This is a genomic window from Streptomonospora nanhaiensis (assembly GCF_026642255.1).
GTDB lineage: Bacteria > Actinomycetota > Actinomycetes > Streptosporangiales > Streptosporangiaceae > Nocardiopsis > Nocardiopsis tropica.
On record NZ_CP113264.1, the window covers coordinates 2618942 to 2637270 of the forward strand.

Consider the following 18329-nt stretch of genomic DNA (forward strand, 5'->3'; position numbering starts at 1 on the left):
CGGCGGAGGCGCGGTGCGGGGCCGCACCGCGGCCGACCACCGGACCACAGGCTCGGCCTGTGGTCCGGTGAAGTCTCACGGGGTGACCGGTGCGACCACCCGGGAGACCAGCACGAGGTGGTCGCGCATCGCGTCCGCGGCGGCCTTGGGGTCCCCCGCGTGGATGGCGGCGCCGATCCGCTCGTGGCCGTCGAGCGAGGCCTGGGGGCGGTCGGGCTGGGACAGGGACTCCAGGCGGGTCTCCCTGATCATCGGCGCCAGCTCGTTCATCATCCGCGCCAGGAGGCGCGAACGCGCCGCCGCGGTGATCGCGGCGTGGAACCGCTCGTCGCCGGTGACGCCCCGGTCCCCGTTCTCGACCTCCTGGCGCATGAGCTCCAGGGCCGCGTCGATGGAGGCCAGGTCCTCGGGGGTGCGGCGCTCGGCGGCCAGCTCGGCCAGCTTGACCTCCAGCGCCTGGCGGGCCTCGATGATCTCCGCGCGCCGGTTGGCCCGGTCGCGCAGCAGGGCGAGGACCCCCTGCTCGGAGACGGTCTGACGGATGATCGCCCCGTCGCCGTGGCGGACCTCGATGACCCCCTGGACCTCCAGGGCCACCAGGGCCTGGCTCACCGAGGCCCGGCTGACCTCCAGCGCGGAGGCCAGCTCGCGCTCGGGCGGCAGCCGGTCGCCGACGCCCAGTCCGGCCTCCCGCATGTGTTCGACGAGCCGCTCCACGAGCTGCTCGTACAGACGGGGTCGGGCCGGCGGTCGGGGTCGGGATTTGGCAGGCACGCTCGGTGGCTCCTGTCTTCGCATCCGGCTGTGTCAGAGGCCTTCCAGGCTAGAGCATCCCGCCCCCGCGCCCCCGGGACTCAGGCTGTGGCGGCGGACGCGCGGGAGGGCGATCGGGGGCGCGGAGGGCTTCACAAACGGGGGGTGGGCGTGCCACCCTGGCTTTAAGGCCTAGTGGCCTAGCCACTGAACCATTTGGAGGTTGCTGTGGGGACCCGACGCACCGCTCACGAACTCCTCGACCTCGTCCTGGACACGGGCTCGTACGCCTCCTGGGACACCGCGCCCGCCGACGTGCGCCCCGACCCGGCCTACGCCGCAGCACTGGCCGACGCGCACACCGCGAGCGGGTGCGACGAGGCCGTCCTCACCGGGGAGGGCCGCCTGGGCGGACACCGCGTCGCCGTCGTGGCCAGCGAGTTCGGATTCCTCGCCGGCTCCGTCGGGCTCGCCGCGGCCGAACGGCTCCTGGACGCCGTCGAACGCGCCACCGCCGAGGGGATCCCCCTGCTGGCCGCACCCGCCTCGGGCGGCACCCGCATGCAGGAGGGGACCCGCGCCTTCGTGTCCATGGCGCCGATCGCCGCCGCCATCACCGCGCACAAGGCCGCCGGGCTCCCCTACCTCGTCTACCTGCGCCACCCGACCACGGGCGGCGCACTCGCCTCCTGGGGCTCCCTGGGGCACCTGACCGCGGCCGAGCCCGGCGCCCTCATCGGCTTCCTCGGCCCCCGCGTCTACGAGGCCCTCCACGGCGAGGCCTTCCCCGAGGGGGTCCAGCGCGCGGAGAACCTCCGCCGACACGGCCTCGTCGACGCCGTCCTGGCCCCGGAGGAGCTGCGCGGGGCCGCCGTCCTGGCCCTCGACGTCCTGCTCGACCGGACCGCCGACGAGGCCCGGCCCCCCGCCGCGCCCCCCGCCGCGCCGCCCGCCGCGCCCGCCTCCCGCGTCCCCACCTGGGACTCCGTCCTGCGGTCCCGGCGCGAGGAGCGCCCGGGGGTGCGCGACCTGCTGCGCCACGCCGCCACCGACGTCGTGCGCCTGCGCGGCACCGGGGAGGGGGACGAGGACCCCACCCTCCTGGTGGCCCTGGCCAGGTTCGGCGGACGCCCCTGCGTCCTGGTCGGCCAGGACCGCAGCAGGCAGGGCCCCCGGACCCCGATGGGGCCGGCCGCCCTCCTCCAGGCACGCAGGGGCATGCGCCTCGCGGCCGGGCTCCGGCTCCCGCTCGTCACCGTCATCGACACCGCCGGCGCCGAGCTGTCCGCAGAGGCCGAGGAACGGGGCATGGCGGCCCAGATCGCCCACTGCCTCGCGGACATGGCCACCCTCGCCACCCCCACCGTGTCGGTGCTGCTGGGGGAGGGGACCGGCGGGGGCGCGATCGCGCTGCTCCCCGCCGACCGCGTCCTGTGCGCCCAGCACGCCTGGCTCTCGCCCCTCCCGCCCGAGGGCGCGAGCGCGATCGTGCACCGCACCGTCGACCGCGCGGAGGAGCTGGCCGAGAGCCAGGGCATCGGCTCCGCGGACCTGCTGGCGACAGGGGTCGTGGACCGGGTGATCGCCGAGGCGGGAGACGCCGCCCAGGACGGCGAGGCCCTCTGCGCCCGTGTCGGCGCCGCGGTCGCCCACGAACTCTCGACCCTGCGGTCGCGCGCCGGGGAGGGCCCGGGCGCCGGACGCACCGGGCGCCACCGGCTGCTCGGCGCGGGTGTCTGACCCGGGACCGGACGGCCGGACCGCGTGGACCGGCCGCCGGGGACGCGCCCCCGCGGGGGCGTCCCGCACGACACGCGTGTCCGGCCGGAGCCGGCGGGCAGGCCCGCCCTCCGCCGGGGACGGCCGGACACAGGACAGGAAGAACGACACCGGAGGTGGAACATGGACCGCTCGGAAGGCCCGCTCAAGGGAACCGTGGTCGTGGATCTGTCGCGGGCCCTCGCGGGGCCGCACACCGCGATGCTGCTCGGCGACCTCGGGGCCAGGGTGATCAAGGTCGAGCAGCCGGGCACGGGCGACGAGACCCGCGGCTGGGGTCCGCCGTTCGTCGGACCGGAGGAGGAGCGGATCAGCACCTACTTCCTCTCCTGCAACCGCAACAAGGAGTCCATCGAACTCGACCTGAAGTCCGACGACGGCGTCGAGCAGCTCACCCGGCTCGTGCGCGCCGCCGACGTCCTGGTGGAGAACTTCCGGCCGGGCGTCCTGGACCGGCTCGGCTTCTCCGTCGGCCGCCTGGAGGAGCTCAACCCCCGCCTGGTGGTCTGCTCCATCAGCGGGTTCGGGCACGACGGGCCCGAGGGCGGCCGGGCGGGCTACGACCAGATCGCCCAGGGGGAGGCCGGCCTGATGAGCCTGACCGGCCCCTCCTCCAAGGAGCCGACCAAGACGGGCGTGGCCATCGGCGACGTGCTGGCCGGGATGAACGGGGCGCAGGGCGTGCTCGCGGCCCTGGTGGAGCGGGGCCGCACCGGGCGCGGACGGGTGGTGCGCACCTCCCTGCTCTCCTCCATCGTGGGCGTGCACGCCTTCCAGGGGACGCGCTGGACCGTCGCGCGCGAGGTGCCCTCGGCTCTGGGGAACCAGCACCCCTCCATCGCCCCCTACGGCGCCTTCGCCTGCATGGACGGGATGCTCCAGGTGGCGGTGGGCGGCGAGGCGCAGTGGGCCCGGTTCGCGGGGCTGCTCGGGCTGGACGCCGAGGACCCCAGGTTCCGGGACAACGCCTCCCGCGTCGCCCACCGCGAGGCCCTGATCGCGGAGATCGAGGCGGTCCTCGGCCAGGGGACCCGCGACGAGTGGCTGAGCCGGATCGGCGGGGCCGGGGTGCCCTGCGGCGCGGTGCGCACCGTCGACCAGGTCTACGAGTGGGACCAGACGCGGTCCCAGGGGCTGGTGGTGTCGGTCGAGCACCCGGTGTTGGGCGAGGTCGAGCTGCCCGGGTCGGCCCTGCGCTTCGACCCCCGCGACCCCGGTGAGTCGGAGGAGTTCGGACGCGGCTACCTGCCGCCCCCCGCCCTGGGCGAGCACAACGACGCGGTGCGGGCCTGGCTCGACGAGGTCGAGCGGGAGCGGGAGCCCGCGGCGGAGCCGGTGGGCTGACCCGGAGGGGTCCCGGAACTGCCCCGGAGACGGGGCGCGGGTCCTCCGACCGGGCCGGCTCGCCGGGGAGCGGGCGCCGCGCACGGCCCCCGCCCGGCGAACGGGCGCCGAGCGCGACTCCACCGGCCCCGGCCTGCCCCCGGGCCCCACGACCACCGTGGTGGCCATGCGAACGGCCGTACCGAGCGTCCTCCGGGCGCGGGTGCGGCCGTTCGGCGCGCGCCCCCGGCGGGCTGCCCCGGCCTTCTGCGCGGGACCCACGCCGGTCCCGGCGGCACCGTGACGGCTCTCCCGCGTGCGCCGCGTCCCGTGGCCGGGTCCCGGCGGCACCGTGCGCCCCGGCCGGCGACCGCCCGGACGCCCGGGACCCCTGGTTCCGGGCACGGGTCGGCCCCCGACGGCGAGCCCCCCGGGGTTCCGGGCACCGGCGGGCCTTGGATCGGTGACGGACCGGCCCGCTTCGGGGCGGTCCGTATCCGGTGCCGATCCGGGCCGCACCCTCCGACAGGTTTTCGATTCGTGTGCCCGGGCCGGGTCTCCCACCCCCCGGGGCGAGTGCGCGCCGGGCCTTCGCGGGGGCCCGGATCCGGTCCGACCGCAACCGCGAAATCCCCTTCCGACCGTCCCACGGCGGGTCCATGATCGGCAGCACTTCGACGCCGGTCACCGAGGAGGTCGCGACGCACACCCGGCGCGACCGCCGTTCCCGCGCGCCCGGACACGGGCGCGCACCGGCTCCCGACCACCAGAGGACTCCATGACACGAACCACGGAACCACCCGTCACCGACGACGAGACCGGCGGGGGACTGTCCCTGCCCGAACTGGCCACCCCGGTCTGGCGCCACTTCGGCTCCCAGGCGGCCGAGGCCACCTGGGCCCGGATCGCCCGCCGCATGCCGGCCCTGGCCGCCCAGGCCGCCGCGCTGGCCTGGCAGAGCAGCCCGCGGGACCTCCTCGCGACGACCGCGCTCAACATCGGCATGGGAGCGGCCACCGCGTGGGCGCTCGTCGCCACCACCGGCGTGCTCGGCGAGCTGTTCGCGGCGGCGCCCACCCCCGACCGGCTCATGGCCGCGCTGCCCTCCCTGCTGGTGCTCGCCGCGGCCCTGGCCCTGCGCGGGATCTGCTCGGCCGCCGCCGGGCGCGCCCAGGCCCGCCTGGAGCCCAAGGTCGTGCTCACCGCGGAGAGGCGGCTGCTGAGCCGGTGCACCGCCGTCGAGCTGCGGGCCTTCGACGACAGCGGCTTCCACGACCACCTCTACCGGTGCTACGCGCGCGGCAGCGACGAGGCGGGCGCGCTGGTCCGCCACACCGCCGACGTGCTCACCGGGACCGTGGGGGTCGCCGCCGCCGTCGGCGTCCTGGGTGTGCTGCACCCCGCCCTCCTCCCGCTGCTGCTCCTGGCCATGGCGCCCCAGTGGTGGGGCTCCTCGGCGGCGGCGCGCATGCGCTACCGGATGATCGTGGCCTTCACCGACGGGCACCGCCGCAAATTCCTGCTCGAACAGATCATGGTGAACCGGGACAACGCGGCCGAGATCCGCTCGTTCACCATGGAGGGGCGCCTGCTCGCCGAGTTCGACAGGGTCGCCGACAGGGAGCTGGACATCCAGCTCGGCCTGGCCACCCGCCAGGCCCTGATCCGGCTGGCGGGCAGCGCCGCCGGCGGGCTCGCCTCCGGAGCCGTGTTCGCGGTGCTGGGGCTGATGCTGGTCGGCGGGACCGTGGAGATCGCCGTCGCGGGCGCGGCCGTGGTCGCCATCCGGGTCGCGCAGGGGGCGCTGGGCAACGCCCTGTCCTCCCTCACGCACGTGTACGAGTCCGGACTGTACTTCTCCGACTTCGTCGCCTTCGAGGAGGAGGCCGCGCTGCGGCTGCCCCCGGCCGAACCGGAACCGGCCCCCGAGGGGTTCGAGGAGATCCGGGTCGAGAACGTCACCTTCACCTACCCGAGCGGGGGGAAGGGGGACGCGCCGGCCCTGGACGAGGTCAGCCTCACCCTCCGGCGCGGCCGGACCGTGGCGCTCGTGGGGGAGAACGGCTCGGGCAAGACCACCCTGGCCAAGCTCCTGTCCGGCCTGTACGCACCGGAGAGCGGAAGGATCCGCTGGGACGACACCGACCTGGCCGGGGTGGACGGGACCGGTCTGCGGCGGCGCATCTCCGTCATCGCCCAGGACCACACCCACTGGCCGCTGACGGCCCGGCGCAACGTCGTGATGAGCAGCCCCGGCGACGACCCCGGGCGCCTGGAGCGCGCGGCCCGCGCCGCGCGTGCCGACACGGTCGTTGCGGAGCTCGCCCACGGGTGGGACACCCTGCTGGACAAGCGCTTCGTGGACGGCGCCGAACCGTCCGGGGGCCAGTGGCAGCGACTGGCGGCGGCCAGGGGCTTCTACCGGGGCGACGACGGCGACGCCACGCCCCTGCTCATCGCCGACGAGCCCACGGCGGCGCTCGACGCCCGGGCCGAGCACACCTTCTTCGCCTCCCTGCACGCCCACGCCGGACGCACCGGGGCGGCCGTCGTCCTGATCACGCACCGCCTCGCGTCCGTGCGGATGGCCGACCACATCGTCGTCCTCAGCAAGGGCAGCGTGGTGGAGGAGGGCGCCCACGCCGACCTGTTGGAGGCCGACGGGCTCTACCGGGAACTGTGGGACCTCCAGGCCGCCGCCTACCGGTGGTCCGTTCCGGAGAGCCGCCACAGCGCCTGACCCCGGGGGCGGTGGCGCCGTGCCCGTCACCGCCCCTCCCGCCCGCGGTCCCCGGGGCGCGCCCCCGGGACCCGTTCGGGAGGCCGGTGCCCAGACCAGGCCGGACACCAGCGGCGGTAGGGGCAGTCCCGGCACACCCTGCCCGGGGTCGGGGCGTGCTCCAGGTCGCGGTGCCAGGGACCGGCGAGCCCGTGGACCACCTCCCGCGCCTCGGTCCTCACCCGGGCGGCGCCGGGATCGACGGTGCGCAGGTCGGCGCCGTCGGGGGTGAGGACCTCCAGTTCGACCGCGGACCCCGGCTCCAGGGGGAGCACCCCGGACGCGAAGAGCAGGACGGCCAGGGCCAGCGCGGGCTCGCGTGCCATGAGCCCGCGCTCGTCCGGGGGCGGGCCCGCGGTCGTCGGCGCGACGTCCCGCCAGCTCCAGGCGCCGTCCCGGTGGAGCAGCAGGTCGGGCCTGGCCAGGACGAGGACGTCGGCTCGGGGGTCGTCGGCGGCCACGGTGCGCCCGACCCGGACATGGCTCCCGGACCGGAGCCCGTCCAGCGGGCAGACCTCGACGTGGGCGGCGATCATGGCGGCGCCCGCGCGGGCCTCCCCGCGGCCGGGCGCCCACCCCTCCGCACCCCAGTCCCCGGGACCGTCGGGGATGTCGCCGGGTCCGCACGCCCTCCGCGGTCGGCGCCCGTGCAGCCGCTCCAGCCGGGCACGGACGGCGCGGTCCCGGGCCGAGGCGCCGGCCGCCCCGGGCGGCGCGCCCTCCGGCGGGTCCCCCGGGAGGCCGAGGGAGTGGAAGTGGTCGCGTGCCGGGCAGCCCCGGAAGCGCAGGCCCCCGGCTGCGCTCCAGGACCTGCGGGGGCGTGAGCGGTCGTGGACGCCGAGGATCCCGGGGGCGGAGGGCAGGCGTCCGCAGCCGGTCCGCACCCCGCACGACAGGCAGTCGGCCCCCGGGGACCGGGCCCCGCCGACCAGGGCCGAGCGCAGGGGCTCCCTGCCGGAGGAGGAGAAGAACCCCTCGGCCTCGCGGGCCGGGGCGTCGTAGAGCACGGCGGTGGAGGAGTCCAGGCACGACGCCCGGACCACCCGCACCCGGTCGGGGGGACCGGCCGGGCCGCCGTGGCGCCCCCGCATGGGGTAGGGGACCCCGCCCCGGTAGCGTCCGGGGCGGCCCGCGTAGGCGTCGCGGTCCACCCCGGAGCCGGTGGCCAGCACGAACGCGGCCACGGCCACCTCCGCGTCGGGGAGGCTCCCGCCGTCCGCCGGGCCCGTGACCGGGACGCGCAGCTCCCGCACCCGCTGCCCGCCGTCCAGGTACGCGTACCCGCGCCCCCGCGCGCACACCTCGTAGGGCCTGGCGTGGGAGGCGCCCCGGTCGGGCATGTACTGCCGCACCCAGAAGTCGGCCACCGGAGTGCGGTCGAGGCCGTCCCTCGCGCGGTCCCCGGCCAGGCCGTCGAGGTAGGACCGCGCGGCGTGGCGCGCCCAGGCCAGCAGGCCCGGGTGCGGCGGCGCCACCCGTTCGCCCAGCACGTCGGCGCACCGCCCGCCGGGGGCGGGCAGCATCGAGCACGCGTCCCCGAGCGACAGCCCCCGGTGTTCGACCAGGTCCAGGACGGCGCCGAGGACGGCGGGCGCGGAGTCGGCGAGGGGCGGCGGGCGGGGGGCGGGATCCCGCCGCGCGGCGTGGTCGGCCTCCGTGCGGCGGAAGGTGGGGCAGCCGCCCGCGGCGAGGGTCGCGGAACTGCTCAAGAGTCGGATGACGGCTGCCTGGCCGTCGCTGCCACGGGTCCGGTCGGTCACGGTGTCCTCCCTGGGAGAAGGGTGGCACGATCCGGGCCCTCCCGCCGGAGGCCTGTGGACAAACGCTCCGGGCCCTCGGAGACGCCGTGCTCCCGGCGGTCGGCGCAGGGCCGAACGGCCTGTGGACGAATTGTCCGGGCGCGGTGGTAGAACACTCGAAGCGGACATCGTTCGCAGAAAACTCGGAGAGAACGCAGGCATCCCCCATGTCACGACGCGCCGCCGCCACCCGCTGGGTCGCGCTGCTCGCCCTGCTCACCGCCACCGGCTGCGCCCAGGTCCAGGACGCCCTGGAGTGGTTCGTCTCCCCCGCGCCGACGGTCTCCGGACTGGGCTCCTACGACGAGGTCGACCGCGACGACCCCTTCGGGGGAACCCCCGCCGAGGACTACGCCGAGGGATTCGAACCGCCCCCGGCCGAGCCCGTCGGCGCCTTCTCCGCCGCCCAGGTGGAGGAGGCCTACGGCCTCACCCAGGACCTCCTGGACGCCGTGTACCTGAACCCCGACGCGGTCTTCGACGAGGACAACAGCGAGTTCACCGGGCTGCTGGGCGAACAGGCGCTGAAGTGGTACATGAACCACCTCGGCCACGAGAACGGCGACCTGGACAGCCGGCACGTGGTCTTCAACCTCGCCCCCGGGACCGCCGAGCCCATCGGCGACGTGGTCAAGGTGGACGGCCGGATGTGGGCGGAGGAGTCCTCCGAGGGCGGCCCCGACCACCTGGCGGTCAACACCGAGTACACGATCGTCCACCCCGTCGCGCGCCCGGGCGATCCCGTGTCGGTGCGGCTGGTCACCACGCACTACGGCGAGGTGTCCTTCTTCGACACCGGGGACGGGGCCCTGGAGGCGTGGCCGAACTGGTGGCGCGGGACCGGACCGGCGCACTGCGTGGACGGGTACAACGTCGTCCCCGCCTATCCGGACGAGCTCGCCGAGGGGGAGCAACCCCGGGGTCCGGTCGAGGACGCCTACGACCTGGAGGCCCACCGCGACGGCGACGACGGGTGCGCCGCCATCCGCGGTACCTGAGCGCGACGGGCGCCCCGGACGGGGAACACCGCTCCACGTCCGGGGAAGCTGGGGATAAACCTCCGTAAAAAGTCACTCACGGTGACGTTTTCCCCTCCCCGGGCGGTGCGGCGAAGACCCGTCCGGCACCCCCTCATCATGTTGAATGACGTGCATGATCGTGCGTCGAGTACTTCCCGATGAGATGAACGCCGTCAGCGAACTGCGCGTGATGGCCTACACGGCCGACGGCCTTGTGAACGTCAACCCGGCCCACGTCGAGGCGCTGCGGCTCCTGGGGGCGGACGGCCGCGGCGAGGTCCTGGTGGCGGCGGACGACGAACGGCTCCTGGGGACGGTCATGTTCGAGCCGTGGTCACCGGAGAGCGAGATCGCCCGCAACGCGGACGAGGCGGAGATGCGCGCGTTCGCGGTGTCGCCCGGGGCCCGGGGGCTCGGGGTCGGCCGGGCGCTGGTGAACGCCCTCGTCGACAGGGCGCGCGAGGAGGGGGTCTCCCGGCTGCTGGTGTCGGCGCTGCCCGAGATGGTCGCCGCACAGTACGTCTACCGGGCGCGCGGCTTCCGGCGGGCGCCCGACCGCGACCTGTCCCCGCTGCCGGACGTGGAACTCCTGACCTACGAGCTCGTGGTCAAGGACTGACTGTGAAGATGTGTGGTGGCTTCTCCGGTAGGTCTGACTCACGGACTGACCGACACCGACAGGTTGTCCTTCAGGGGATTCGTCGGCCTGCCCGGGGAAGCCACCGCACGCGACCGGACGGGCGACCGTGACCTCATAGGAGCTTGGTCGAAAAGCCCCGCCACAGTCTTGTCCGCCCGCCCGGCCGGCGCGTGCCACCCACCGGGATCAGCGACAGGACGGCAGGTACCAGCATGACCGATCAGCCCCTCGTTGTCACAGCGGGCGTGGACACCCACGGCCACACCCACCACGCCGCCGTGATCGACCCCTTGGGCCGCCACCTGGCCGACCGTGAGTTCCCCGCCACCGGCACCGGCTACCGCCACCTGTCGTCCTGGCTGTCCTCCCACGGCACCGTGGCCGCGGTCGGGGTCGAGGGCACCGGCGCCTACGGCGCCGAGCTCTCCCGTCACCTGGCCCGCCAGGGCCTGAGAGTGGTGGAGGTGGACCGCCCCGACCGCAAAACGCGGCGGATGAAGGGCAAGTCCGACCCCATCGACGCCTACGCCGCCGCCACCGCGGTGGCCTCCGGTCGGGCCTGCGGCACCCCCAAGACCCGTGACGGCGTCGTCGAGGCCGTCCGCTCCCTGCGGGTGGTGCGCCGCTCGGCGGTCAAGGCCCGCACCCAGGCGATCAACCAGGCCCGCCAACTGGTCATCACCTCCCCTGAACAGGTGCGCGCGGGGCTGCGCGGGCTCTCGGCCAAGGTGCTGGCCACCACGTGCGCGCGACTGCGGCCCGGTGCGGATCTGGCCGACCCCGCCCAGGCGGTCAAGTTCGCGCTGCGCCGTCTGGGCAGGCGGATCATCGCTCTGGAGGAGGAGCTCGCCGGTCTGGACGCCGAGCTCGGGGCCCTGACCCGTCGGGCGGCCCCGGAGCTGCTGGAGTTGAAGGGGGTGGGGCCGGACGTGGCCGGGCAGCTGTTGGCCACGGCCGGGGACAACCCCGGCCGGTTGGCCTCGGAAGCGGCGTTCGCGCACCTGTGCGGGGTCGCGCCGGTGCCGGCCTCGTCCGGGCGGCGGGACCGGCACCGGCTCAACCGGGGCGGTGACCGGGCCGCCAACCACGCCCTGCACACCATCGTGCTGGTACGGATGCGCTGGGACGGGCGCACCCGCGCCTACGTCGAGCGGCGCACCGGGCAGGGCCTGTCGAAGAAGGACATCATGCGCTGTCTCAAACGCCATGTGGCCCGGGAGGTCTACCGCGTGCTGACGCGGTCGGTGCGTGACACGGCCACCAACCGAAGTCCCATCGACAGCGGCCTCGCTCAAGCTGCTTGACATCCATAGGAGCATCCGCCTGTCCGGGCGTCCGGTCCCGCCGGGGGACCTGACGCCCGGACCCCGCCGTCGGGGGAGGCGCGGGGCGGGCGCCTCAGGGGACGGCCGGGGCGGGACGGACCCGGCGCGCCGCATCGGCCAGGGACGCGCCCAGGGCCCCTCCGCAGATCCGGTCCAGCACCGTGTCGGAGACCGGGTGCCCGGTCAGCCACACGGCCCGGGCGAACTCCTCCGGGAACCGCGCGTACCGCTCCCGGTCCGACTCCGGCAGCGGCCGGCCCGCGTCGAGCCGGATCGCGTAGCGGTCGAGCACGGCCCACACCGCCTGGTGCGACAGGGGGTCGGTGTCCGTACCTCCGCGCAGCCCCCGCGCCCACCCGCCCAGGACGGGGTGGTGCACGTACAGCCGGAGGACGGGGGAGAGGTCCTCGTCCAGGGCCGACAGGACGTCGGCCACCCGCTGCCTGCGGTGCCAGTCGCCGGGCGCGTCGCAGGCCTCCAAGAGGTCGCACACGGCGCTCTCGGTGTCGCGGGCAGCTAGCCACCCCTCCACCAGCCCCTCGGCGTCCACGGGGCGCCCTCCGTCCGCGAGCGCGAGCACGTCCTCGGCGTCCATCCCGTCGAGGGGCGGGGCGACCGCGACGTCGGCCCCCGACTGCCGCAGCTGGCGCACCGTGAAGTGGTCGCCGAGCCGGGTCACGCGGAACCGTCCTCCGACGGCGGGGGCCACGGCCCCCAGGGCTGCCAGGGTGTCGAGCACCCGGGCGGAACGGCGCCCGGGGTCCTCGCCCCCGGGCGCGGCCCCGGGGACGAGGACCCCGGCCAGCTGGGCGGGCGTACGGGGCTCACCGTGCGAGAACAGGTCCGCGAGCAGTAGGAACGCCGTCATCCCGGGCCCGCCGACCATGGTGAGCAGGGCGTCCGACCAGGCGTCGGCGAGGGCGCCCGGGACCTCCTCCGCGAGCGCCCGGGCGGCCCGCCCGGGCAGGACGCGCGTGTACGTCGTGCGCAGCAGGCCGCAGTGGCGGGCGACGGCGAACAGCGACCGCACCTCGGCGGGCGTCCGGCCCAGCGCGGCGGCGGCCCCGGCGGTGTCGGACCGGGTGAGATCGTCGTCCCCGTCCGAACGGAGGTCCCTGCCGCCGCCCACCCAGGCGGTGAGGCGGACGGCGTCGGACAGCGGGCGGCACAGGCGCGCGGCCGCGTCCAGCTCCTCCGGGCGCCCGGGCACGACCGGGCGCGGCGGCCCGGAACTCCCGCCCTCCCCCACGCCGAACCGGTCCAGGAGCGGCAGCACGTCCTGGGCCGCGTCCGCCCCGTCCGCCGGATCACGGGCGCCGGAGGACCCGCCCGGGGAGAGGTCGACCGAGGCGATGGCCCGGCGGAGCCTGCGGGGGCTCTCCGCGGACAGCAGATCCCCCTTCTCCACCAGGAAGTCGCACCACGTCAGCCAGGTGTCCCTGAGGCCGACGGGCGTCCGGTCCCAGTGCCGGACGGTGCGGGCGATGTCGTGCACGTCGGCGGTGGACCAGTCGCCGGGGTCGGGCGCACCGGCCTCCAGGTGCGCGGTCAGGAGGAAGAGCAGGGTGTCGGGGTCCAGGACGGGGCGGGGGTCGACGCCCCCGGCCCACTCCAGACACGCGCGCACGGCGGAGTAGATGCGATCAGTCATTGCCCTATCACCCGGAGTGGTGTGAGTCGCCGAAAGGGCCTCAGGCTAACCGTGCCGCGCGTCGTGGCGCGGGAGAACGCCGAAATCGCCCACGGGCCGGGGCGGATGCGGCGGAACAGCGCGCGGGACGCGGTCGGGCCCGCCCCGGGGCCGGGCGGGTGCGTGTGCGCCCGAGCGGTGCGCTGCGCGGCCCCGCACGCGGCTCCGCGGCCCCTCCCGGCAGGGGTCGGCTCCGGGGCGCGTCGACCGGCGCAGCCGCCCTGTTTTCTTTGTCGGCAATTCACGCGGAGTTCTGTTTCGGGGGCATTTTGCCCACAAGGTCCTGATGCGGCCGCAAGGCGGGCTCCTCCGGAAGTCCGGGTGTCGTTCTGTCGGGAGAGAGTCGCTTTTTCCCCATTGGGACCCCTGCGGGAGTGGTGTGTTTATTGCGCGCAAAGGGGCTGGGTAAGAGGCGGTTGGGCGTCCCGGAGTGCGGGGATATCTCGATTCCGAGTGCCGCGAACCCTCCCGGGCCGATTGGCGGAAGAATCGAACACCTCTCCGTGTGTTCGGGTTGCTTCCCCGGTCGGGAGGTGTAATTCGCGCAGTCGTCCCATCCGACCTCCGGTCGTGCGAGATGCACGAATCAGACAATTGGCTGTATGGGAGGAAAAATGAAAGAATACCGCATCGAGACCATCGACGACTTCACCGACCTGCTCCAGCGCTGGTATGTGGCGGATCACGAGGGTTTCGCCACCATGTTCGACGCGGCGGTCAAGAACGTGAAGCCGATCCCGGAGGGGACCGGGCCCGAGGTTCGGCACGACTGGCGAAACAGTACGATCGACGACCTGTGCGACTTCTTTCGCGCCTGGGACAAATGGGAGCCGGGGGTCGACAGCGGGCTCGTCTTCATCGAGAAGTTCAGCTGGCTCAACTACGAGAACGACTACGGGATGGTCTTCGTCACCTCCGGTCCCGGATGTGAGATGACCGCCCTATTCACCGAGTTCCAAGGGCGTTACATGGACTCCGAGAAATCGCTCGGGCTCGTGGAGAAGTGGAAGAGGCAGCTCGGGCCGAGGATGGACGACTATGTCGTGCCGCCTGGTGGATTCAAGAACTTCAACGACTTCTTCGTCCGGAGGGTGAAGGACGGAAAACGCCCGATCGACGCACCCGCGGACGACACCGTCGTGGTCGCCCCCGCCGACTGCGTCATCAACATGATCGTGAACGAGCTGACCGAGGAGACGCGCATCCCGGTCAAGACGGTCACCATGAACGTCAGGGAGCTGCTCGACGGCTCCGCGTACACGGGCAGGTTCGTCGGGGGCACCGCGGTGTCCTGCATCCTGATGCCCGACGGCTACCACCGGTACCACTCCCCGGTCGCGGGACAGGTCGTGGAGTCCAACTCCGGGATCGGCGGCGTCTACTACGGCATGCGCGACCTCCCCGGACTGCTCAACGACGGGAACGTGGGCTACGGCCACGACTACAGCATGTTCGAGAGGTTCCGGCGGGGCTACCTCGTCATCGACACGGGGGACGCGGCGCGCGGACACGTCGGGATGGTGCCCGTCGGCCTCAACTCGATCGCCTCCGTCGAGTTCCGTCCCGAACTCTCCCGCGTCAGGCCGGAGAACCCGGTCGCGATCGCCAAGGGGGAGGAGGTCGGATGCTTCAAGTACGGCGGTTCGCTGAACATCCTCCTGTTCGAGAAGGGCTGCTTCCCCGCGCTCCAGCTGCTCCAGGGCCAGCGCATCGGGCTCATGGAGGACCCGGGGAAGCCGCGCTCCCTCTTCACCGGACCTGCCGCACGCCGTCCGGGGACGCTCCGCCCCGACTCCCCCGCGAACGGACGCCGGACCGTCCCCTGACCGCGGGGAGGCGGCCCCGACCGGCCCCCACGCCTCCGCGGGCCGGCCCCTCCCGGCCCGCTGCCGGGCCGGGACCGGCCACTGCGTGCGCGGCGCCCCGGCTACCCGCCGGAGGCGACGAGGGTGAGGCGGTGCGCCTCGGTGGGGTCGGGGCACTCCCAGCGGCGGACCAGCCTTTCGACCGCGGCGGCCGGGACGGGGGACTCCCTGCGGTCCAGGCGCGCCCGCAGCACCCCCGGCGGGGCCTCCACGGACACGATCTCCACACGGGCCCGGTAGTCGGCGGCCAGGCCGACGCACTGGTCGCGCAGCTGGCGGGAGACGTTGGTGGCGTTCCACACGAACGGGCGCCCCGCGCGCAGGTGCTCGCGGGCCCGCTCGTGGGCGGCGACGGCCACCGGCCGCTGGTCGGCGGTCGGGCGCACGCCCAGTTCGGTGCGCAGCGCGTCCAGGCTCACGACCGGTGTGTCCGGGAGGTGGCGCGCGATCCAGGTGTCCTTGCCCGCCCCGGGCAGCCCCGACATGACGGTCACCGACGACCGGGTGTCGTCGTGGGCCGCGTAGTCCGGATCGCGGTCGGGCTTGCGGAAGAACCAGAACCGCGCGTGGTCGGAGGGGAACTCGCGCGGCCGGTCCAGACAGCGCTGCTCGGCGCAGTACTCGCCGTACAGGCCGATGCTGTCCAGGACCTCGGCGGTGTCGCCGCAGTGCCGGCCGAGGATGTCCGCCGTGGCCAGCAGCACCAGGTCGTCGTTGCGTGCGAGCAGGCTCACCCGGAAGGCGATGTGGCGCAGGTCGGGGCGTTCGAGCGCCCAGAACGGCACCTGGTGGTGGCGGACCAGAGCCGCCACGTGCTCGCGCCACCGGGCCGCGGCGAGGCTGTCGGCCTCCGTGGCCCGGCCCGTCCGGGCCGAACCGTCCGGGCCCGCCTCCCACAGCAGGCGGCGCACCATCAGGTCGCCGCGCCGCGAGTGCCCGTGCGCGGTCACCCGGCCGTCCCCGTCCCGGCGCGTGCAGTAGGGCTTGGCGACGTCGTGGAGCAGGACCGCGGCGAACAGCCGCACCCTCTCCGGCGCGGGCCTGGCCCGCCAGCCGGGCAGCCCGGACAGGGCCTCGCAGGCCATCCGGGTGTGCACCTCCACGTCGCCCTCGGCGTGGTGCACCGGGTCCTGTTCCACCCCCGCCAGGTCGCGCACCCACGGGAACGCCTCCCTGACCCGGTCCCAGTCCAGCTCCCAGTACGGGGGAGCGGGGCACAGCTCAGCGAAGACCCGCATGGAGCACCTCCGGTTCGGCGAGGCCGTTCGCGATCACCGGCCGGTCCAGCCAGTGCGAGCCCGAGTCCAGGACGGCGGCCGTGAACCCGGGGCGCACCCACTTGTACCGGTCGACCGTGCGGCCGCCCTCCTCTACCTTGACGTACAGGCCCTCCATCAGGTCGGAGCCGTCCCCCTCCGCCAGCGCCCGCTCCGGGTCGGCGCCGCCCGCCACCGCCGCCCGGGCCAGGGCCTCGCGCCAGCCGGCCGTCCGGCAGGTGGAGGCCCCCACCAGGGAGACCAGGTCCTCCAGGCGGTCCAGGGGGCCGGAGTGCAGCACGGGCACCGACACCACGGGGGTCCCCTCCAGGAGCTCCCTGCGGCGCGGGGTGGACAGGAACGCGTCCTCCCGGGTGTCCAGCACGTCGAACTCGCAGAAGTAGTGGGGGAGGGCGTCGTAGAAGACGGTGTGCCTGGCGTACATCCACTCGCCGTAGAGCACGTACCTCTCGCCGAGCCGCGGCCGCAGCAGGTGGGCGACGGCGGCGGCCCACGCCTTGAACGGGGCGAACTGCCGCTCGCGGGGCCCGCCCGTCAGGTAGTGGCCGCGGCTCTGCAGCAGGAGCGCGCCCCCGGGGCCGAAGCTGATGCCGGCGTTGGCGCCGTCGAGCTTCTCCTCCACGACCAGGTGCCGGCCGGCCAGCTCCCCGAAGGGCACGGCGGCCAGGTCGTGGTCGCCCGCCTGGAGGCGGGAGCCGCGGATGTGCCGGGTTCGGGGGTACTTGCGCATGGGTGCGGTTCTACACGCCGGCGCCGCCGCGCCGCCACCCGTTTTCCCAGGCATCGGCCGCGGCGCGCCACGGGGCCGGGGCTCAGGCCAGGTGACGGCGCGAGCCCGGGGAGGCGGCGTCGGCCGCGGCGTGCCCCTCGACCCAGCCGTCCTCGCTGTAGGGGCCCGCACCGGCCGCGGACAGGGCCGGCAACCCGGCCGGATCCGGGCCCCGCACCAGTTCGACGACCAGCGGCGCCACCATGGACAGCGCGCCCAGCAGGTGCGAGACCACCGACACCACGCGCCGGTCGAGCCGGTCGACGAGCAGTCCGGAGAAGATCCCGGTCACGCCGGACGCGGCCGTGCCGACCGGCGCCGCACCGGGCCACGAGAAGCGGAGTGCGGATGTCGTCGATCCGGTGCCTCAGCCGCGGGCGAGAGCGCGCAGTTCCTCCAGGCTCGGGGCACGGGACTCGGGGGCGTCGGCGTCCACCCTTCCACCATGGGGGTCGTCGACCCTCCCGGCGCAGGACCGGAGCGCCTCCAGCGCGGTCAGCCCCTCACCGCGCAGGCGCACGTGTTCCATCGTCCACCAGCCGCGGGCGGCGTTGCCCGCCGTGTCGGGCGGCAGGAGGGGCTGGAAGTCACTGGCCTCCTCGGTCTCGGAGGCCCACAGGTACCCGATGAGGCGATCGTCCCGGTGCACGGGAAGGTACAGCACGGGGCCCGCGGTGGTCGGGACGTAGGAGCGGCCGACCAGCACCGGGGCCAGCGCCTCGTCGCTCCACCGGTCGAACGCCCCCTGCCCCGTGCCCGGCGCACGGGCCGGGTCCCCGGCGCCGTCGGCCTCGCGGGACGGATCGGGCTCCGCCCCGCCCCGGTCCGTTCGGTACCCGTCCTCGGGTGAGTGCCCACCGTCCATGCCGTCCCCACTTCCTCTCGTCTCCAGCTGTCACTGCGGTACCGGGTGTCCTGCCCGGATCAGGGGGGAGGGATCCCGTCCAGGCGGTCGGCGTGCTCGGGCACGCTCCCCGGCGGGACCGCCCCGGCACGGTCGTCCTGAGGGGCCCCGGTCCAGCGTGCCAGCGCGCCGAGGGCGTCCAGCCCCTGGGCCCGGGCCAGGATCAGGCGGCGCACCCAGGCGCCCTTGGCGTTCAGCCCCGCCGGACCGGGCACGGGCAGGAACCCCGCGGCGGCCCCGTCCCGCGAAGCCCAGAGGCGGCCCAGCGCACTCCCGTCCTCCCGCAGCACCGGCACGTGCAGCACCGGCCCGTCGGTGTCGGCGGCGAACCGGGGCTCGGCGCCCGCGAACTCGGGGCGGAACTCGTCCCGCGCGGCCTGCTCCTCGTCGGTCATCCCTCCTCCTTC

Annotated in this window: 15 protein-coding genes; 7 read left to right on the plus strand and 8 right to left on the minus strand. The window is 75.0% G+C overall.

What is annotated here, in order from left to right; translation table 11 throughout:
* Nucleotides 1–75 precede the first annotated feature (75 nt).
* Nucleotides 76–774: a FadR/GntR family transcriptional regulator gene (locus OUQ99_RS11275; protein WP_267949390.1), complete on the minus strand. Its 699-nt coding sequence runs from the start codon at nucleotides 772–774 to the stop codon at nucleotides 76–78.
* Between the two features lie 207 nt (nucleotides 775–981).
* Between OUQ99_RS11275 and OUQ99_RS11280 the strand changes: the two genes are divergently transcribed.
* From OUQ99_RS11280 to OUQ99_RS11290, 3 genes are all read left to right on the plus strand, one after another.
* Nucleotides 982–2493, plus strand: a complete 1512-nt coding sequence (locus OUQ99_RS11280; RefSeq protein WP_267949391.1) for a carboxyl transferase domain-containing protein — start codon at nucleotides 982–984, stop codon at nucleotides 2491–2493.
* A 162-nt stretch (nucleotides 2494–2655) separates the two neighbouring features.
* Nucleotides 2656–3876: a CaiB/BaiF CoA transferase family protein gene (locus OUQ99_RS11285; RefSeq protein WP_267949392.1), complete on the plus strand. Its 1221-nt coding sequence runs from the start codon at nucleotides 2656–2658 to the stop codon at nucleotides 3874–3876.
* Between the two features lie 757 nt (nucleotides 3877–4633).
* Nucleotides 4634–6595: an ATP-binding cassette domain-containing protein gene (locus tag OUQ99_RS11290; RefSeq protein ID WP_267949393.1), complete on the plus strand. Its 1962-nt coding sequence runs from the start codon at nucleotides 4634–4636 to the stop codon at nucleotides 6593–6595.
* 26 nt (nucleotides 6596–6621) lie between these two features.
* On the opposite strand, the gene OUQ99_RS11295 is transcribed toward OUQ99_RS11290, so the two are convergent.
* Nucleotides 6622–8394 (minus strand): PD-(D/E)XK nuclease family protein, encoded by a 1773-nt coding sequence (locus OUQ99_RS11295; protein ID WP_267949394.1) that lies wholly within the window; start codon nucleotides 8392–8394, stop codon nucleotides 6622–6624.
* Between the two features lie 206 nt (nucleotides 8395–8600).
* On the opposite strand from OUQ99_RS11295, the gene OUQ99_RS11300 reads away from it, so the two are divergent.
* From OUQ99_RS11300 to OUQ99_RS11310, 3 genes are all read left to right on the plus strand, one after another.
* A complete protein-coding gene (locus OUQ99_RS11300; RefSeq protein WP_267949395.1) occupies nucleotides 8601–9431 on the plus strand; it encodes a hypothetical protein in 831 nt (276 codons plus the stop codon).
* 184 nt (nucleotides 9432–9615) lie between these two features.
* Nucleotides 9616–10071: a GNAT family N-acetyltransferase gene (locus tag OUQ99_RS11305; RefSeq protein WP_267950339.1), complete on the plus strand. Its 456-nt coding sequence runs from the start codon at nucleotides 9616–9618 to the stop codon at nucleotides 10069–10071.
* Between the two features lie 233 nt (nucleotides 10072–10304).
* The gene (locus OUQ99_RS11310) at nucleotides 10305–11396 is read left to right on the plus strand and encodes an IS110 family transposase (protein WP_267946180.1); all 1092 of its coding nucleotides are present in this window, start codon (nucleotides 10305–10307) and stop codon (nucleotides 11394–11396) included.
* Nucleotides 11397–11490: 94 nt separating this feature from the next.
* Here OUQ99_RS11310 and OUQ99_RS11315 read toward each other — a convergent pair whose 3' ends face one another.
* The gene (locus OUQ99_RS11315) at nucleotides 11491–13068 is read right to left on the minus strand and encodes a hypothetical protein (protein WP_267949396.1); all 1578 of its coding nucleotides are present in this window, start codon (nucleotides 13066–13068) and stop codon (nucleotides 11491–11493) included.
* Nucleotides 13069–13721: 653 nt separating this feature from the next.
* Between OUQ99_RS11315 and OUQ99_RS11320 the strand changes: the two genes are divergently transcribed.
* Nucleotides 13722–14933: a phosphatidylserine decarboxylase gene (locus OUQ99_RS11320; RefSeq protein ID WP_267949397.1), complete on the plus strand. Its 1212-nt coding sequence runs from the start codon at nucleotides 13722–13724 to the stop codon at nucleotides 14931–14933.
* 101 nt (nucleotides 14934–15034) lie between these two features.
* On the opposite strand, the gene OUQ99_RS11325 is transcribed toward OUQ99_RS11320, so the two are convergent.
* The 5 genes from OUQ99_RS11325 to OUQ99_RS11345 all read right to left on the minus strand — a co-directional run bounded on the left by OUQ99_RS11325 (nucleotide 15035) and on the right by OUQ99_RS11345 (nucleotide 18317).
* A complete protein-coding gene (locus tag OUQ99_RS11325) occupies nucleotides 15035–16210 on the minus strand; it encodes an AAA family ATPase (RefSeq protein WP_267949398.1) in 1176 nt (391 codons plus the stop codon).
* A complete protein-coding gene (locus OUQ99_RS11330) occupies nucleotides 16194–16979 on the minus strand; it encodes an RNA ligase family protein (RefSeq protein ID WP_267949399.1) in 786 nt (261 codons plus the stop codon). Before OUQ99_RS11330 ends, OUQ99_RS11325 begins: the two co-directional genes overlap by 17 nt.
* 82 nt (nucleotides 16980–17061) lie before the next feature.
* Nucleotides 17062–17310 (minus strand): hypothetical protein, encoded by a 249-nt coding sequence (locus tag OUQ99_RS11335; RefSeq protein WP_267949400.1) that lies wholly within the window; start codon nucleotides 17308–17310, stop codon nucleotides 17062–17064.
* A gap of 75 nt (nucleotides 17311–17385) precedes the next feature.
* Nucleotides 17386–17883, minus strand: a complete 498-nt coding sequence (locus OUQ99_RS11340; protein WP_267949401.1) for a hypothetical protein — start codon at nucleotides 17881–17883, stop codon at nucleotides 17386–17388.
* A gap of 59 nt (nucleotides 17884–17942) precedes the next feature.
* Nucleotides 17943–18317 (minus strand): hypothetical protein, encoded by a 375-nt coding sequence (locus tag OUQ99_RS11345; RefSeq protein WP_267949402.1) that lies wholly within the window; start codon nucleotides 18315–18317, stop codon nucleotides 17943–17945.
* Nucleotides 18318–18329: the final 12 nt, after the last annotated feature.

Coding starts and splice junctions, on each gene's coding strand:
- OUQ99_RS11315 (WP_267949396.1), bottom strand. CDS start 13,068: ATGACTGATCGCATCTACTCCGCCGTGCGCGCGTGTCTGGAGTGGGCC.
- OUQ99_RS11305 (WP_267950339.1), top strand. CDS start 9,616: ATGAACGCCGTCAGCGAACTGCGCGTGATGGCCTACACGGCCGACGGC.
- OUQ99_RS11290 (WP_267949393.1), top strand. CDS start 4,634: ATGACACGAACCACGGAACCACCCGTCACCGACGACGAGACCGGCGGG.
- OUQ99_RS11330 (WP_267949399.1), bottom strand. CDS start 16,979: ATGCGCAAGTACCCCCGAACCCGGCACATCCGCGGCTCCCGCCTCCAG.
- OUQ99_RS11310 (WP_267946180.1), top strand. CDS start 10,305: ATGACCGATCAGCCCCTCGTTGTCACAGCGGGCGTGGACACCCACGGC.
- OUQ99_RS11285 (WP_267949392.1), top strand. CDS start 2,656: ATGGACCGCTCGGAAGGCCCGCTCAAGGGAACCGTGGTCGTGGATCTG.
- OUQ99_RS11300 (WP_267949395.1), top strand. CDS start 8,601: ATGTCACGACGCGCCGCCGCCACCCGCTGGGTCGCGCTGCTCGCCCTG.
- OUQ99_RS11325 (WP_267949398.1), bottom strand. CDS start 16,210: ATGCGGGTCTTCGCTGAGCTGTGCCCCGCTCCCCCGTACTGGGAGCTG.
- OUQ99_RS11340 (WP_267949401.1), bottom strand. CDS start 17,883: ATGGACGGTGGGCACTCACCCGAGGACGGGTACCGAACGGACCGGGGC.
- OUQ99_RS11320 (WP_267949397.1), top strand. CDS start 13,722: ATGAAAGAATACCGCATCGAGACCATCGACGACTTCACCGACCTGCTC.
- OUQ99_RS11345 (WP_267949402.1), bottom strand. CDS start 18,317: ATGACCGACGAGGAGCAGGCCGCGCGGGACGAGTTCCGCCCCGAGTTC.